Raw genomic sequence first — 14,285 nt, 5'->3', positions numbered from 1 at the left:
GACGAGCTCTCTGGGTGATCCCCGTCGCCGAAGTTGCCGGGGTCGCGCGGCACGTGCTCGATGCGACCCGCGCCGGCATTCCCGGCTGGGCGATCACGGTCGCCGCCCCCGATGGTCCGCTTCTCCACGCACTGCAAGCCGATGGGCACGACACCCGCAGTCTGCCGGTCAGTACCGCGACGGAAACCGTCCCTGCGGTGCGGGCCCTGCGGTCGCTGCTCCGAACGGAGCGGCCGGATGTGGCCCACTCCCACCTCGCCCGCGCGGACATCCTTCTCGCCATGGCCAGCGTGGGCACTGGTGTGCCGCTCGTCTCAACCGAGCACGGGATCGCCGCCGATCCGCTGCTCTACAACCCGAATCGCACCGTCGCCACGGTCAAGCGGCTGGCCCACCGGGCGCGGTGCACGAGATTCAGCTCGATCATCGCCGTCAGCGAGTCGACCAGGGACCAGGTGCTCCACCAGTGGCACCCCCGCTGCCCTGTAACCGTCATCCACAACGGCATCGACCGCGTCCCGGCCTCCCGCTCGGCATCCGGAGCACGCCGCTTCCTGACCCTGTCCCGCCTGGCTCCTGAGAAGAACCTTCCAGCAGTGCTGGAGGCTTTCTCCGCGGCGCGGGCAGAGCTGCCGGACGCGACGCTCACAGTGGCCGGAACAGGTAGTCAGCTCAATCTGCTGCTGGAGACCGCAGCCGCGATCGGCCTCTCCGACAGCGTCAAGTTCCCGGGCCACGTCGACGCGGCCGACGCGTTGGCGCACCACGACGTACTGGTGCAGTTGTCGGCGTGGGAGAATTGCTCCTACGCCCTCCTCGACGCCCTGAACGCCGGGTTGGGCGTGGTTGCGACACCGGTCGGCGGCAACCCCGAGATCCTTCCCCCGTTCTGTCTCACACCCCCTGCCCCAGGCGATAGGGTCGCCGAGGCGATGATTCGACAGGCGACCGAAGACAATCGCCCCGCGCTGCCACCCCTCTGGCCTAGCGTGGCCGACATGACAGCGGGCATTGCCCGCGTCTACGAGAAGGTGACGACATGAGCAGGCTGGTGTTCGCGTCCAACCAGGGCGCGGTGGGCGGTGGAGAGGTCATGCTGCTGCAGCTGGCCGACGCCGCGCGCAGCCTCGGTCACGACGTGACCGTCGTCGCCCCTGCGGCTCAACCCGAGACCCTGAACCTCGCGGCCGCCCAGGGATTCGCCGCTGTCGGGATCCACGGCAGATCCGCTCGCGACTACCTGCTCAATCTGCGTGCCTGGGACCGCTCCGAACGCTCCGGACTGCTGTGGTGCAACGGCCTGCGCCCAGCCTTCGCGACAGCTGGCCGGCCCGGCCGCGTCATCCACCTGCACCAGCAGCCGCGTGGCCCGCTGCAGCGCATGGCCGCGAGCGCAGCAATGCAGGGAGCCCAGCGCGTGCTCGTGCCCTCCCAGGCGATGCGCCTCGCCGTTCCGTCCGCCACGATGTTCGCGAACTGGACCACAGAACTCGACCTCCGACACCGGATTCCAGGCGACGACACCGTCACTGTCGGGTTCCTCGGGCGGCTGTCGCCTGACAAGGGTGTGGATGTCCTCGCTCGGGCAATCGAGGCCCTCAACACCACTCGCCCCGGGCGATTCCGCCTGCTCTTGGCAGGCGAGGGCCGGTTCGTAGACGAGTCCGATCGGGCCATCGTCGACGCCGCCCTCGGCCCCATCGCCGACGTCACTGTGCAGGCAGGCTGGCTGGACAGGGCAGACTTCTTCAACCAGGTCGATGTGGCGGTCTTCCCGTCCGTGTGGGCGGAACCGTTCGGACTTGTCGCCGCCGAGGCAATGGCCACCGGCACTCCCTTCGTCATCAGCGATGCGGGGGCATTACCCGAGGTCGTCGGACCGGACTTCCCCTGGATCGCACGCTCGGGCGATGCGGACGACCTGGCTCGCGTGATCATCGCCGCGTCCGAGAACGTCGACCAGACCGTGACGCGTGCGGCTCGGTCCCGGTGGGAGGACCTGTACTCGCCAGAGGCCGGGCGAATCCGTCTGGAGATCATGCTCGCGGAACTCGACATCCGCACCCCGCGGGTCGGCACGCCGCACGTCGCGCTGGCGCACGACTACCTCACCCAACGCGGCGGTGCCGAGCGCGTCGTCGTCGCGATGGACAGGGCGTTCCCCGAGGCCGAGATCTCCACATCCCTGTACGACCCCGATGCCACGTTCCCCGAGGTGGCCGCCGCCACCATTCACACATCGCCGCTCAACCGCGTCTCCGGTCTGCGTCGCAACTTCCGCGTCGGCCTCCCGTTCTTCCCCTGGGCGTTCCAGAACACCCCGCTCGACCCCACCGCCGACGCCGTCATCGTGTCCACCACCGGGTTCGCCCACGGGATCCGCACCGACAAGCCCAAGCTGGTCTACTGCCACTCCCCCGCGCGCTTCCTGTACCTGCCGGAGGAGTACCTCGGCGGCCCCTGGTGGAAGAGCCCCAAAGGGTGGGCGCTGCAGCTGGTGCGCCCCTTCCTGATCTGGTGGGATCAGCGCGCAGCGATGACCGCCGACAAGTATCTCTGCAACTCCACCGTCGTGCAGCGTCGGATCCGCGACGTGTACGGCATCGAGGCGACCGTCCTGCACCCGCCAGCAGGACTGAACCCGGGCGGCCCCACCACCTCCGTGCCCGAGATCGACGGCTGGCCCGGCCACCACCTGCTGGTGAGCCGGCTGATGCCCTATAAGAACGTCGACGTCGCCATCGACGCGTTCCGAGGCATGCCCGATGAACGGCTCGTCGTGGTTGGCCGCGGTCCCATGCGCGCCGCGCTCGCCGCTGACCTACCGGCAAACGTCGTGATGCTCGAGGGGCTGGACGACGCCCAGCTCCGGCACCTGTACGCCACCGCGAAGTCCGTCGTCGCTCCCAGCCGCGAGGACTTCGGCCTCACCCCCGTCGAAGGTTACGGGTTTGGCGTCCCGACACTCGCGCTGCGCTCCGGCGGCTATCTCGACACAGTCCTCGATGGCGTCACCGGCTACTTCTTCGAGGTTGCCACCCCGAAGGCCGTCGCCGCGGCCGTCCGCCATCTCGCCGAACACCCGCTTCCTTCGGGCCCGATCCGGGAGCACGCAATGCTCTTCTCCGAGGAGCACTTCGCGGCTGGCCTGAAGCATCACCTCTCCGACCTCCTCGAGCAGGTCGCGTGACGCTCGCGTCGGTCGTGATCCCCAGCCGCGGCGGGGCCGACCGCCTGCCGCGCCTGTTGGCGGCACTGACCGCCCAGGTCGATCCCGAGTGGGAGGCCGTCGTTGTGCTCGACGGCGACGTCGACGGGTCCGAGGAGGTCGTTGCTGCGCACGGAGACACCCGGGTTCGATCCATCGTGTTTCCCGAGAACCGCGGCAGGGTCGCGGCTCTCAACGCCGGCTTCGCCGAGACGACGGGCGACGTCCTGATCCGCTGCGACGACGACCTGGAACCGGGCCGCGACTACATCACCCATCACAAGGCCGCTCACGAGACCGAGCAGGGTGGTGCCGTGGGGCTCTGCCGCAACCGATTCCCCGACACCCCCTACGCACGGGTGTACGGGATCGACGCCGACGCCCGCTTCCAACACGATGCCTACCGCAGTACCAACCCGTGGCGTTACTGGGCGGCCAACGTGTCGGTCCCGCGCGAGGTCTGGGATCGCGTCGGGCCATATGACGCCGACTATCGGGCCTACGGCTGGGAGGACGTCGATTGGGGCTACCGGCTCCACGAGGCTGGCTATCCTGTTCGTCTGGTCCGGGAGCTCGAGGTCCCGCACTTCGGGGCGGCGTCCACGACTGTCAGCCGGGTCGACCGTGCCTTCCACTCCGGCGCCGCACGTCGGCTGTTCGAGGCCAAGCACGGCCGCGCGGCGCTGGGTGCCATCCCCGCGCCAGGTGCAGGCCTCTGGGGTGCGCTGGTCTGGGCCTCAACCCTGCTGCTCAGGTCGCGGACGCGGCTGTTGACGACCGCCCGCGCGGTCGACACGATCCTTCGCGGCCTCCCGACGCCCATCGGTCGCAAGCTGGTCGCGCTGTTGGTCGAAAGCTCCGCACAGATCGGGTACGCGCACCCAGCCGAGACCTCACACGGCCTCTGATCGGTCACTCCGGCGGCTACGCCCCTGCTGGGGCAGTGAGCGTGCCGTCTGGGTGAGCCAGTGTCACCGAACTTGGATCACGGGTCTCGAACAGCTCCATCCATTGATCGACGATCGACGACGGGTCATGCTCCTTGCCAAACTCGATCGCGAGCCTGCCGCGCTCGTGCCTGCCCGCTTCGTCGCGCATGGCGCGGACCAGGGTGGCCGCAACATCCTCGGGGCGCTCACTGTCGACGAGATACCCACAACGTTTCGCGATTCGTGCCACTTCCGGAACGCTGCCGACCGACACGGTGGGCGTCCCGCATCTCGCGGCCTCAATGACGGACATGGGCTGCCCCTCAAATTCTGATGTCAGGATGGCCAACTCGGCCCCTGAAAACACCGCTGCCGCATCATCTGTCCGACCACAGAACTCGATCCGGTCCGCATTCCGGCACCCCCGGGCCAGTTCCTCAAGCGCGTCCCGCTCAACGCCATCCCCGTAGATCTGGAAGCGCCATCCCGGCACCTCGTCAGCTGCCAGATCGAAGGCACGGATCGCAGTGTCAATCCGTTTCTCGCTTGAGAGGCGACTCACTGAAACAACCGTCTTCTCCCTGACTACCCCTGGAACTGGGACCACATCGCTCGGGTTAGCTACGCAACCAACCTCGACGTCGAGTGCCTCAGAGAGTCTCCGAGCGTCCTCACGCGTCAAGACGACCAGATGGTCGAGGAACTGCATCTGTCGCCTCTGTGACTCGAGCCACCCATAGAGCCGATACCCCTCGAAGGATGTGTGACCGTGTGCGACCAGATATGCCTTCGTCGCCGCCTGTGGCCCAAGTCGAAGGGCGTCCACCACGCCTGGACTACTCAGTAGCACAACGTCGCCCGGGCCGAGCCGCTGCAGAAAGAGCCCCACCCTGGCTCGGTGCACGATCCGTATCACCGGAGTGAGCAGCCGCTTGATCAACAGCCTAATACCCATTCTCCCCGGGTATTGCGCTGCGAGTGGGTGATCAGCGGTCCACGAGAGCAAGGGCCGGCACACGAACACGTCCCCATCGATTTCAGGCCTCCCCGCTGGAGGATTCCCACTCACGTACGCGATCTGGACGCCACGTGCCTGGAACTGTCTTGCCAAGACACCGTTGACACTGTCAATCCCGCCCAATTGGCCGACAGAACTCTGCGTGAAGATAACGCGGTCCACTGGGAACCTGCCTTCTCCGACGCGCGTCTGCTTCGCCTGCATCACCCCACTCGATCCCCACTGGACGCTTCGCGACCCGGCGACACGGCGCTGGGGGCTGCCACCGGCGCAGCCTTCGACACACGCTGCGGCACATGCGGGGCGAGCAGGGCACCCTCGCCGGCCACCTTGCTGCTCGACCCGTAGTACGCGCCGTATGACTTCCTCGCGTAGCCGTACCCGCGCCCGTAGCCGTACATGGTCTCGCCAAGTCGACGCGGTGAAGCCAGGTTCAGTGTGGAGCCGAGCAGTCGGCCGCCGACCTGGTCCAGGCGCTTGACGGCGACGGCGATCTGATCGCGCAGGGTCTTACCGGTGCGGACGACGAGGAGGGCACCGTCCGCGGCCGCGGTCAGGAGACCCGCGTCGCTGACGGGCAGGATGGGCGGCGCGTCGATGATGACGGTCCGGTTCGTCGCGAGGGCCGCGATCAGCTTGGCCATCTGCTTGGAGCCGACCAGTTCGCTGGGATTGGGGGGGATCCGGCCCGCGGGCAGGACCTGCAGCAGGTTCGTCTCCGTGCCCTGCAGCGCATCCCGCAGGACGACGTCGCCGGCGAGGACCTGGGAGAGACCGACTCCGCTGTCAAGGTCGAACTCCTTGTGGAGGGCCGGGCGACGAAGGTCCGCGTCGATGAGCACCGTCGGCTGTCCACCGGCCGCGAGCACCCGCGCGAGGTTCGCAGCGACGGTTGATTTGCCCTCGCCGGGGTTGGCGCTGGTCACGACGATGGAGCGCGGCGGATCGTCGACGCTCACGTACCGCAGGTTCGTGCGCAGCTGACGCAACGCCTCCTGGGCCAGCGCGGTCTTCGCGGACTTCCGTCTGGTCTTGGACCGCTTCGACAACCCGGACGCGACGGGGATGACCCCGAGGACGCCCTTGTCGGTCAGCCGTTCCATGTCCTTGGTGGTGCGGACCCTGACGTCGAGCACCTTCCTCGCGAATGCGGCCGCGAATCCGATCAGCAGGCCGGCGCCCAGACCGATCAGCAGGTTGAGCCTCCAGTTCGGCGACGTCGCGGCACCCGGAGCTCCGGCCTCCTGGAACGGGACGAGCGCGATGGCGGCCGTTCCCGTGGTGGGGATGCCATCGACACTCGTCGCGTCGCCGGACGTGATGCCCGCCGGCTCCAGCGTCTCCATGCGATGAATCTCGGCCGCCATGGCCTTCACACCCGCGTCGGCGACGGCCTTCGCCTGCTCCGACGATGAGCCAGCGGCCGTGATCTGCATGATGTTGGAGTCCGAGACGATCGATGCAGAGATACCGGTGGGCGCGATGCCGGTTCCGTCGAGTTCCTCCGCGATGCGCTCGGTGACGGCCGTCGTCGAGGCAAGCGGCAGGTAGCGTTTCGCACGCGCCGCGGCGAGGGTGTCGCCCGTGAACGCGCCTGACACCGAGCCCCCGGAGGCGGCGACCACGTAGCCGCTGGCGGTGGCGCTGTACATCTTCGGCTGCAGCGCCGAGTACCCGGCGGCAACGAGGACACCGCCCAGCATGCAGGCGGCGATCAGCAGGAGGTTGCGTCGCGTGAGATGGAACAGGTCCAGCAGGGTCATGGTGGCGGCGCTCTCCCCAGGTAGTTGCGGCCTTCAGGATATCCCGACTACACCTCGCTCATGCCGGTGCACCGCATCGCGCGCGGCAAGCGTAGGATTCCGCCGAGCACGACGCGAGGGGACCTTCACACACCATGACCATCAAAGGCACCGGTGCGTGGTTTCTGGCGGGCCTGGTCCTCCTCGACGCCCTCTGCATCCTGCTGGCGATGGAGTTGGCGAACTACGCCCGGGGCGTCCTCGGGTTCCTCGACACGGGCGTCCTCGACGCCATCCTCCAGGGTCTCTGGCTGCCAGCCACGGCATGCTGGATCGTCGTGATCGCCGTTCTGGGCGGATACCGGTCCGCCGATCTCGGCGCCGGCCTGCGGGAGCACACCAGCATCGTCAACTCGGGTTTCGTCATGGGCGGGCTCCTCGCCACCGCCCTCTACCTGACGCGGACGCCACTGTCGCGCGTCTTCTTCTTCGCCCTGCTGCTGATCGGCACCGGACTGCTCTGCGTCGGGCGTCTGCTCGCCCGACGCGTGCTGCATGAGCTCCGGCGACGAGGCCATTTCGGCAGCCGCGTCCTCGTGGTCGGCAGCCGACCGGAGATCGCCGAACTCAGCCGCGTGATGGCCGACTCCACCTGGCTCGGCCTGCAGCTCGCGGGCACCCGCGTCGACGACGCCACGGCGGCGGATCAGGACAACGACCATCGCGAGATGGTCGAGGAGCTGCTCTCCACAGCCGACGACCTCGAGATCGATCTGATCCTGTTCGCGGCCGGTTCGGTCCCGAGCTCAACCGACTTCCGACGCTACATGTGGCAGTTCGAGGGCCACCACACCCAGCTCGCCGTCGTCCCCTCCCTCGTGGACGTCGCAGCGGACCGCGTCCGCACCCGACCCCTGGCCGGGCTGCCGATCGTGTTCGTCGAGGACCCCCGCTCCCGGGGAGCCCTGTCTCTGGGGAAGCGGATCCTGGATCTGGGTCTGTCCCTGCTCTTCATCGTCCTGTTCAGCCCGCTGCTGATCGTGACCGCGCTGCTGGTGCGCGCGGACGGCGGCCCCGCCCTGTATCGGCAGACGCGCATCGGGCGCGAGGGGAAGCCCTTCGCCATGCTGAAGTTCCGGTCCATGGTGGTGGACGCGGACCAACGCTTGGCCGAGCTGCCGGACGGCCACACCGTGAACCAGCGCATGTTCAAGCTGGCCGACGATCCGCGGGTCACACGGATCGGACGGTTCATCCGTCGGTATTCGATCGACGAGCTCCCGCAGCTGTTCTCCGTGGTGATCGGCGACATGAGCCTGATCGGCCCGCGGCCAGCGCTGCCCTCCGAGGTCTCCCACTACACGGCCGACGAGCGGCAGCGGCTCCGCGTCCGTCCGGGGATCACGGGCCTGTGGCAGGTGTCCGGTCGCTCCGACCTGACGTGGGAACAGACCGTCCGGCTCGACCTGAGGTACATCGACAACTGGTCCCCGTGGGCCGACCTGGCGATCCTGTTCAAGACGGTCCGGGCGGTGCTTTCGTCCGATGGGGCCTACTGACCTACTGGGAGCCCGCGAACGCGTCCATGGTGTCGTTACGCAGGGCCTCTGCGAGGTCCGCCAGACCATCGGTGTCGACCGCCACATAGGACTGCCCGTCCGAGGAGGTGCCGAAGCCCGCGGTCGGCGCCTGCAGCGACACGACGTCGGAGCCGCCCGTGATGCGCATGGACAGGCCGAGGTCGACCATCTCCTGGCTGGTGAAGGTGTCGTCGACGGTGAACTGCGACCCCAGCTCGACGATGGCCTCGTTGAACCGCACCGGGTCCGTCAATACGTCCGCGCTCACAAGCTTCTCGATGACCGCCTTGATGACGTCGCGCTGACGCTCGGCCCTGTCGAGATCGCCGTTCGGGAGCCCGTACCGGTTCCGGACGAACTTCAGGGCCGTCTGCCCGTCGAGCTCGACCTCGCCGACGGGGAAATGCGTGCCGTCGATCGTCGAGTCGTGCCTGTTGTAGACCGCGATGCCACCGAGGGTGTCGATGACCTCGACGAAGCCCTCGAAGTTGATCAGCGCGACGTGGTCCATCGGTACGTCGAGCAGCGACTCGAGCGTCGCCAGCGTCAGTGCGGGGCCTCCCCACGAGTACGCGGCGTTGATCTTGGCCGTCCCGCGCCCGGGGATGCTCACCCAGTAGTCGCGCGGCACGCTGATGATGTAGACCTTCTTCCGGTCTGCGGGGATGTGGAGGATCATCAGCACGTCCGAGCGGCCGCGCGCCGTCTCGCCCGCACGCTGGTCGGTGCCCATCAGCACCAGGTTGACCGGCGCGTGGTCCTGGCCTTCGGGCGTGGCGACGGGGGAGGGGCGGTTCTGGGAAGGCAGCATGCTCGGCTGGCGGTCGACGGAGTCGAGGGCGTCGTAGATCGACTTGCCATACCAGCCGACGACTCCGGCCGCGGTGCCGAGCAGCAGGACCAGCAGGCCGACGACGCTGAGCAGCAGCCACCGATCGCGCAGCCGCTTCCTCCGCGGCTCGGTCTGATCCGTCGAGACCGATCCGTCCTCGGAGTCGTCGAACAGGCTCACGCGTTGGTCGTCAGCCATCTCATCTCCTTCTGCGGCGGTCCAGCGCCTCCAGTATGTCAGCGACGAAGATGTCGATCCGCTCGGCGCATGCCCTTGCCGCTGCCCGCCCCTTCCCGAACGGGTCGTCGACCGCCTCGCCGTGTCCCGAGGTGCGGGAGTCCCAGAGCAGCGCCGGCAGGTCCTCTCGCGCCAGGTCGTCGGGAAGGTCCCGAGCGACGCGGGCCGCGTGCCCGACCAGGAACGTCTTCCGCGACGCCCCGGGCCACTCCTCCAGGATGAACGACCGGTGCCTGGGTGACATCACGAGCACCAGGTCGGCGGCCTCGACGAGTGTGCCGGTGAGTTGCTGCGCCGCGTGCGTGGACGGGTCGAGGCCCCGGCGCCGCAGTTCCTCGGCCATCGGGGGGTCGACAGGGTGGCCGACGAGCGCGTGCGTCCCGGCGGAGGCGAACGAGATGCCCGGCACGTCTCTGGCCCTCGCCGCGAGTTCGGCGTAGGACGAGCGGCAGATGTTCGCGGTGCAGACGAACAGGATCGAGAACCCGTCGCCCGCGGTGGTCTCCGCACGAGGCTGCGTGTCGTCGACCTCAGCCACGAGTCTGCGGGCGATCAGTTCCGCGAGGAAACCGGCGACCCCGTCGCGGGCCAGCTCACCCCACCGCTGCACACCCTCCTCGACAGGGTCGCCACCTGCGGCCACGTCCAAGAAGATCACGGCGGCGGTGCCCTCCAGCGCCACGAAGTCCCCGTCGGGCAGCGCCATCGCGTAGACGCGGTCGTCCTCGGGCAGCCAGGCTGCGTCCGGATGGAGGCGGTACCTCATTTGCCCCTCCGCTCGTCGATGGCGCGTCGGATCCGGGCGAACCACGCTGCCGCGACCTCGCGTCGGCTGGGCGGCCGGCCGAGTTCCATGGCGAGGTGATCGGTGTTGACCATCGCAGAGCGCCACACGACAGTGGCCTTCTCCCGGACGGTGCGGGCGGCGCGGAACCTGGCCCGCCACTCCTCGGTGCGGGTGTGCCCGGGGTTGTTGGCGAAGTGGTCCCAGAGGTCATACTCGGGAGCCTCGGCGTGCCGGTCGAGCTCGCCGATGGCCGCCGCCAGCGGCACCACGGCGCCGAAGGCGCCGGCGAGGTCGCGCACGCGCCAGCGCTCCTGCGCCGTCGCGCCTTCCCAGGCGATCTCCCTGTCGTTGGCTCCTCGGCCACCGCCGCGGGCGGCGTGGAGGAGGATGATGAGCCGCTGGGCGTCGAGGCTCGGGACGGGACATGCCCTGCCAGCCAGCATCATGGTGTCCCGATCGGCCCAGAGCGCCTCGAATGCCTCGTCCGCGGGGATCCCGACTCCCGGGAAGAAGCGGTGCACGTCGGCATATCCGAGGTCGTCCGCCCAGATCGTCGCGGCGTGCCCGAACGGCGACCCCGTGGCGAAACCGGCCACCCGGCGGAACCTGCGCTCCGTGAGCCGGGCGAGGAAGTCCGATGCCCGCCGGGGGTCGACGAGGATGTCGGCGTCGGTGGACTGGCGGAGAAGAGGCGTCCCGACCTCGGAGCGCTGCAGCAGTGCCGGATCGAGGGCGGGCCCCTTGATGTGGAGCAGCCTGACTCCCGCCTCGTCCGCGAGAAACTGCAGGACAGCATGCGTGAAGTGCACCCGGGTCGACACGGGGACATCGGGCGAGTACCTCATCGCATCCCCCTTCCGAATCCCACGGGCCGAGTCTATGGCGACGGGCCCGGGCATGGTCCAGGCGTGCCGTGCGACCCCTCGACCCCGCCTACTACGCTGGCGGGGTGTTTGAGCCCCTGCTGACGCTCGTCGCGCTCGTCGCAGCCGTCCTGGTGATCAGCGGGGCGACGAAGCTCGCCGCCCCCTCGGATGTGGCGTCGGCGTTTGTGGACCTGCGGGTGCCGAGGGCGCTCGCCGGTCGGCCGCAGCGGCTCGCGTTGCCGTGGGCGGAGATCCTGATGGGCCTCGGTCTGCTCTTTGCCCCCGCCCCGCTGGCCACCGTCCTCGCGGCGGCGGCCACCGTCCTGATGGCGGCCTACACCGTGCTGATCGGCCGCGCCCTCGGCTTCGAGGAGCGGGTCTCCTGCGCGTGTTTCGGCCGGTGGGGCTCGGCCCAGGTGACGCGCGGCTCACTCGCTCGCAACGTCATGTTGCTGGGCGCCGCGTGCGGAACCGTCGTCTGGACGATCGTCGACGGTTCTCCGGTCGCTGCCGCGGTGTGGACCTCGCCGACCGCCGCGTGGTGGCTGCTGGGCGCCGCGGTCGTCGGCGCCGTGGCGTGGCTGGCTGCCGGGTTCTCCCCCGTGGACGAGGTTCGCGACACCGCGGAGGACACCGCCGGCGAGGAGGGCGAGTACCTGCGCACCCCCATCCCGTTCGCGTACCTCGAGCGCGCCGGGGTCCCCGTGACCCTGCGCGAACTCGCGGCTCCCCGTGCCCAGCTGCTGATCTGGGTCCGGCCGGCCTGCGGAGGCTGCCATGGGCTCGCCGGCGAGCTGCCGCGCATGCGGGAGCGGCTCGGCGGTCGAGTGGACGTCGAACTGGTGTCGCGGTTCCCCGACGCGGAAGCCGGCCTCGTCGACCCCGAGGGGACCGTGACGCGGCTGCTGGAGCTCCAGCGCCTGCCCGCCGCGGTGCTGCTGGGCGCGGACGGGCTGCTGGCCGGCGGCCCGGTCGAGGGGCGACCCGACGTCGACGCTCTCGTCTCCGACATCGCCGACGAACTCGCGTCCTAGTCAGTCACCACCTGCAGGACGTGGGATGCGACGAGCTCGTCCACCGCGGCGCCGAGAAAGGCTCGGGCGTCGCCGTCGGGCGGGCCGAACAGGTCGAGCATCAGGTCCAGGAGCTCGTCGAACCCGATCCCGTCGACCGCGAACTTCGTGACGGCGGCGCCGATCGGCCCGAGGCTGAGCAGCGTGCCGTCGTAGAGCAGGAGCGACCGGTCGTCGCGGTCGAGGCGGTCCAGCGGGGGAATCAGGGTGATCCTCACAGCGCCACCAGCCCGGCGACGAGGGGGCGGAGCGACTCTGCCTCGCGGTAGCGGAACTCGACGACCGGTCCGGTTCCGGTGATGAGGTCGGCGAGTCGGTGGAGCGGTCGGTCGAGCTTGGCCAGCGACGACGTCTCCCCGACGAGCGCCACGATGGCGTCGAAGTCGTCGAGCTCGGTCGCCTGCGGCTGACCGTCATGATCGTCGGAGCGTCGCAGGACGACAAGGCGTGCGACGGTCGGCCTGGCCGGCGCGGCGTGGAGGCCCAGCTCGTCGGCGCTGAGCTCGCGGCGCTTCTCGGGGCTGAACCGGACCGACAGCGGTTTCGGGTAGGGCAGGATGCGCAGATCGTCGTCGATGGCGACCGTCTCGTCGGTCAGGTAGGCGAACTGGTCTCCCAGCGTTTGCGCGACGGTGGTCTTGCCTGCGTGACTGGGCGCGACGAACACGACCGAGCGACCGGAGACGGGGTCCGCCAGGGCCGCCGCGTGGAAGAGAAGGAGACGCCCGATCTCCGCGGTCAGGATCTGCATCGTCACCCGCTGCGTGAGCCGCTCCATGACGTGGTGCAGGTCAGTGCCGGTGACGTCCGCGCGGGTGGGATCGGTCGTAAGGGCGGCCGAGACGCGGGCGATGGGGATGTCGGAGATCGTGGCTCGCGACCACGCCCGGCGCACCGCCTCGGCCAGCTCCGGACAATCGGGGGCCACATCGATCGCCACAGTCGCGCCCGCACCGCGGACCGTCACCGTCGTCGTGTCGTGTGCCTCAGACATGTCGTCAACCCTAGTGGACGACCTCCCCACCGCCGGCCAGGAGGCCTTCTAGACGCGCGTAGCTGCTCTCCATGCCACCGACCATGCCGGTGCCGAGGGCCGCATCGCGAGTCTCACGATCCGGGTAGGTGATCACGATGCTGACGAGGGTGCCGCCGTCGAGGGGAGTCAGCGTCAGGTCGTTGACGGTCTCCGGGCTGCCCGCCATGGACTCGGCCGCAACCTCGCGGCGGGGCGGGGCCAGTTCCAGCACGCGGCTGACGGACGAGAACGACCTGCCGGTCGCCTCATCGCGCCACGTCAGGCGTGTGGCCTCGCCCGTTCGCTGGGCGACGGTGCACTCGGGCATCGACCAGCCGTCTGGCCCGAGCAGCCACCTGGCGACGGTCGCCTCATCGCGGTGCGCACGCCACACGTCGTCAAGATCGGCCTTCAGCACGCTGCTGACGCGCACCCTGGTGCCGTCGAGGAGCGTCGCGGCGGTCGGCAGTCCGGGCGCGAAGTCCGGGCGGGCAAGAACACCGTCGGTCTGGCCCATCGCCTGCGTCGACCCCTCCTCCATCCCCATCTCGCGGAGCTGCTTCAGCTCCTGAGCGGAAGCGAAGAAGGTGGTGTTGGTCAGGCGCGATCCGGTCGGGGTCGGTTCGAACAGGAACGTCATGCGCATGGTCTGCATCGACTCGTCGATGGTGCCGTCAGGGTGGCAGAAGTGGTCGGTGACCTCGAACGATGTCCCTTCGTCGAGCGCGGTCCAGTCCCACGCGCCGGCGGCGACGTCCTCGTCGGGGCCGGTCATGAAGTACCGCGAGACACCACCGACGAACCCGTCGTGACGAAGGAACGTCGCCGGCCATGTCGGTGGCCCCCAGAACAGCTCGATCTGTCGGGGGTCGAGGTATCCGTCCCAGAGCCGCCGAACGTCGACGGCGTGCTCGGTGACGACGGTCATGGTGAGGGTGTCGAGGTCCGTCTCGACGCTGGTGACGGCCATGAGGGTTCCTTCCGGCTGGGTTCTCCAC

At 69.2% G+C, this 14,285-nt stretch carries 13 protein-coding genes; 5 read left to right on the top strand and 8 right to left on the bottom strand.

Annotation, left to right across the window (positions count from 1 at the left end):
* Nucleotides 1-14 precede the first annotated feature (14 nt).
* From KDB89_RS00190 to KDB89_RS00180, 3 genes are read left to right on the top strand one after another with little or no spacing between them, the layout of a single operon-like run.
* Complete coding sequence (locus KDB89_RS00190; RefSeq protein ID WP_255556029.1) at nt 15-1,043, top strand: glycosyltransferase family 4 protein; 1,029 nt, start codon at nt 15-17, stop codon at nt 1,041-1,043.
* Nucleotides 1,040-3,190, top strand: a complete 2,151-nt coding sequence (locus tag KDB89_RS00185) for a glycosyltransferase family 4 protein (RefSeq protein ID WP_219082304.1) — start codon at nt 1,040-1,042, stop codon at nt 3,188-3,190. Before KDB89_RS00190 ends, KDB89_RS00185 begins: the two co-directional genes overlap by 4 nt.
* Nucleotides 3,187-4,116 carry a glycosyltransferase family 2 protein gene (locus tag KDB89_RS00180; protein WP_219082302.1) on the top strand — a complete coding sequence of 310 codons (930 nt, stop codon included), beginning with the start codon at nt 3,187-3,189 and terminating at the stop codon, nt 4,114-4,116. Before KDB89_RS00185 ends, KDB89_RS00180 begins: the two co-directional genes overlap by 4 nt.
* 16 nt (nt 4,117-4,132) lie before the next feature.
* Here KDB89_RS00180 and KDB89_RS00175 read toward each other — a convergent pair whose 3' ends face one another.
* Nucleotides 4,133-5,359, bottom strand: coding sequence for a glycosyltransferase (locus KDB89_RS00175; protein WP_219082300.1), 1,227 nt, complete (start codon nt 5,357-5,359; stop codon nt 4,133-4,135).
* Nucleotides 5,359-6,918, bottom strand: coding sequence for a tyrosine-protein kinase domain-containing protein (locus tag KDB89_RS00170; protein ID WP_219082298.1), 1,560 nt, complete (start codon nt 6,916-6,918; stop codon nt 5,359-5,361). Before KDB89_RS00170 ends, KDB89_RS00175 begins: the two co-directional genes overlap by 1 nt.
* Nucleotides 6,919-7,052: 134 nt before the next feature.
* On the opposite strand from KDB89_RS00170, the gene KDB89_RS00165 reads away from it, so the two are divergent.
* The gene (locus KDB89_RS00165; RefSeq protein WP_219082297.1) at nt 7,053-8,456 is read left to right on the top strand and encodes a sugar transferase; all 1,404 of its coding nucleotides are present in this window, start codon (nt 7,053-7,055) and stop codon (nt 8,454-8,456) included.
* Between the two features lies 1 nt (nt 8,457).
* Here KDB89_RS00165 and KDB89_RS00160 read toward each other — a convergent pair whose 3' ends face one another.
* The 3 genes from KDB89_RS00160 to KDB89_RS00150 are packed head-to-tail and all read right to left on the bottom strand — an operon-like array spanning nt 8,458 to nt 11,178.
* A complete protein-coding gene (locus tag KDB89_RS00160) occupies nt 8,458-9,507 on the bottom strand; it encodes an LCP family protein (RefSeq protein WP_219082295.1) in 1,050 nt (349 codons plus the stop codon).
* A gap of 1 nt (nt 9,508) precedes the next feature.
* Nucleotides 9,509-10,312: an arsenate reductase/protein-tyrosine-phosphatase family protein gene (locus tag KDB89_RS00155; protein ID WP_219082293.1), complete on the bottom strand. Its 804-nt coding sequence runs from the start codon at nt 10,310-10,312 to the stop codon at nt 9,509-9,511.
* Nucleotides 10,309-11,178, bottom strand: coding sequence for a nucleotidyltransferase family protein (locus tag KDB89_RS00150; RefSeq protein WP_219082291.1), 870 nt, complete (start codon nt 11,176-11,178; stop codon nt 10,309-10,311). The genes KDB89_RS00155 and KDB89_RS00150 overlap by 4 nt, the downstream gene beginning before the upstream one ends.
* A 104-nt stretch (nt 11,179-11,282) precedes the next feature.
* Here KDB89_RS00150 and KDB89_RS00145 point away from each other — a divergent pair, with 104 nt between their 5' ends.
* Nucleotides 11,283-12,233: a MauE/DoxX family redox-associated membrane protein gene (locus tag KDB89_RS00145; protein ID WP_219082289.1), complete on the top strand. Its 951-nt coding sequence runs from the start codon at nt 11,283-11,285 to the stop codon at nt 12,231-12,233.
* Here KDB89_RS00145 and KDB89_RS00140 read toward each other — a convergent pair.
* The 3 genes from KDB89_RS00140 to KDB89_RS00130 are packed head-to-tail and all read right to left on the bottom strand — an operon-like array spanning nt 12,230 to nt 14,257.
* Nucleotides 12,230-12,490, bottom strand: a complete 261-nt coding sequence (locus KDB89_RS00140; RefSeq protein WP_219082287.1) for a hypothetical protein — start codon at nt 12,488-12,490, stop codon at nt 12,230-12,232. The genes KDB89_RS00145 and KDB89_RS00140 overlap by 4 nt on opposite strands.
* Nucleotides 12,487-13,266 carry a hypothetical protein gene (locus KDB89_RS00135; protein WP_219082285.1) on the bottom strand — a complete coding sequence of 260 codons (780 nt, stop codon included), beginning with the start codon at nt 13,264-13,266 and terminating at the stop codon, nt 12,487-12,489. Before KDB89_RS00135 ends, KDB89_RS00140 begins: the two co-directional genes overlap by 4 nt.
* A 10-nt stretch (nt 13,267-13,276) precedes the next feature.
* Nucleotides 13,277-14,257, bottom strand: coding sequence for an SRPBCC family protein (locus KDB89_RS00130; RefSeq protein ID WP_219082283.1), 981 nt, complete (start codon nt 14,255-14,257; stop codon nt 13,277-13,279).
* Nucleotides 14,258-14,285 lie beyond the last annotated feature (28 nt).

Origin of the sequence: Tessaracoccus palaemonis, from assembly GCF_019316905.1 — a bacterium.
Lineage (GTDB): Bacteria > Actinomycetota > Actinomycetes > Propionibacteriales > Propionibacteriaceae > Arachnia > Arachnia palaemonis.
The sequence above is the reverse complement of the archived record's forward strand: the minus strand, read 5'-3'. Positions and strand labels throughout refer to the sequence as shown.

What these genes read in the sequence shown, in the direction of transcription:
- KDB89_RS00175 (WP_219082300.1), bottom strand. Translation starts at nt 5,359, where the DNA reads ATGCAGGCGAAGCAGACGCGCGTCGGAGAAGGCAGGTTCCCAGTGGAC.
- KDB89_RS00170 (WP_219082298.1), bottom strand. Translation starts at nt 6,918, where the DNA reads ATGACCCTGCTGGACCTGTTCCATCTCACGCGACGCAACCTCCTGCTG.
- KDB89_RS00135 (WP_219082285.1), bottom strand. Translation starts at nt 13,266, where the DNA reads ATGTCTGAGGCACACGACACGACGACGGTGACGGTCCGCGGTGCGGGC.
- KDB89_RS00150 (WP_219082291.1), bottom strand. Translation starts at nt 11,178, where the DNA reads ATGAGGTACTCGCCCGATGTCCCCGTGTCGACCCGGGTGCACTTCACG.
- KDB89_RS00130 (WP_219082283.1), bottom strand. Translation starts at nt 14,257, where the DNA reads ATGGCCGTCACCAGCGTCGAGACGGACCTCGACACCCTCACCATGACC.
- KDB89_RS00160 (WP_219082295.1), bottom strand. Translation starts at nt 9,507, where the DNA reads ATGGCTGACGACCAACGCGTGAGCCTGTTCGACGACTCCGAGGACGGA.
- KDB89_RS00155 (WP_219082293.1), bottom strand. Translation starts at nt 10,312, where the DNA reads ATGAGGTACCGCCTCCATCCGGACGCAGCCTGGCTGCCCGAGGACGAC.
- KDB89_RS00185 (WP_219082304.1), top strand. Translation starts at nt 1,040, where the DNA reads ATGAGCAGGCTGGTGTTCGCGTCCAACCAGGGCGCGGTGGGCGGTGGA.
- KDB89_RS00165 (WP_219082297.1), top strand. Translation starts at nt 7,053, where the DNA reads ATGACCATCAAAGGCACCGGTGCGTGGTTTCTGGCGGGCCTGGTCCTC.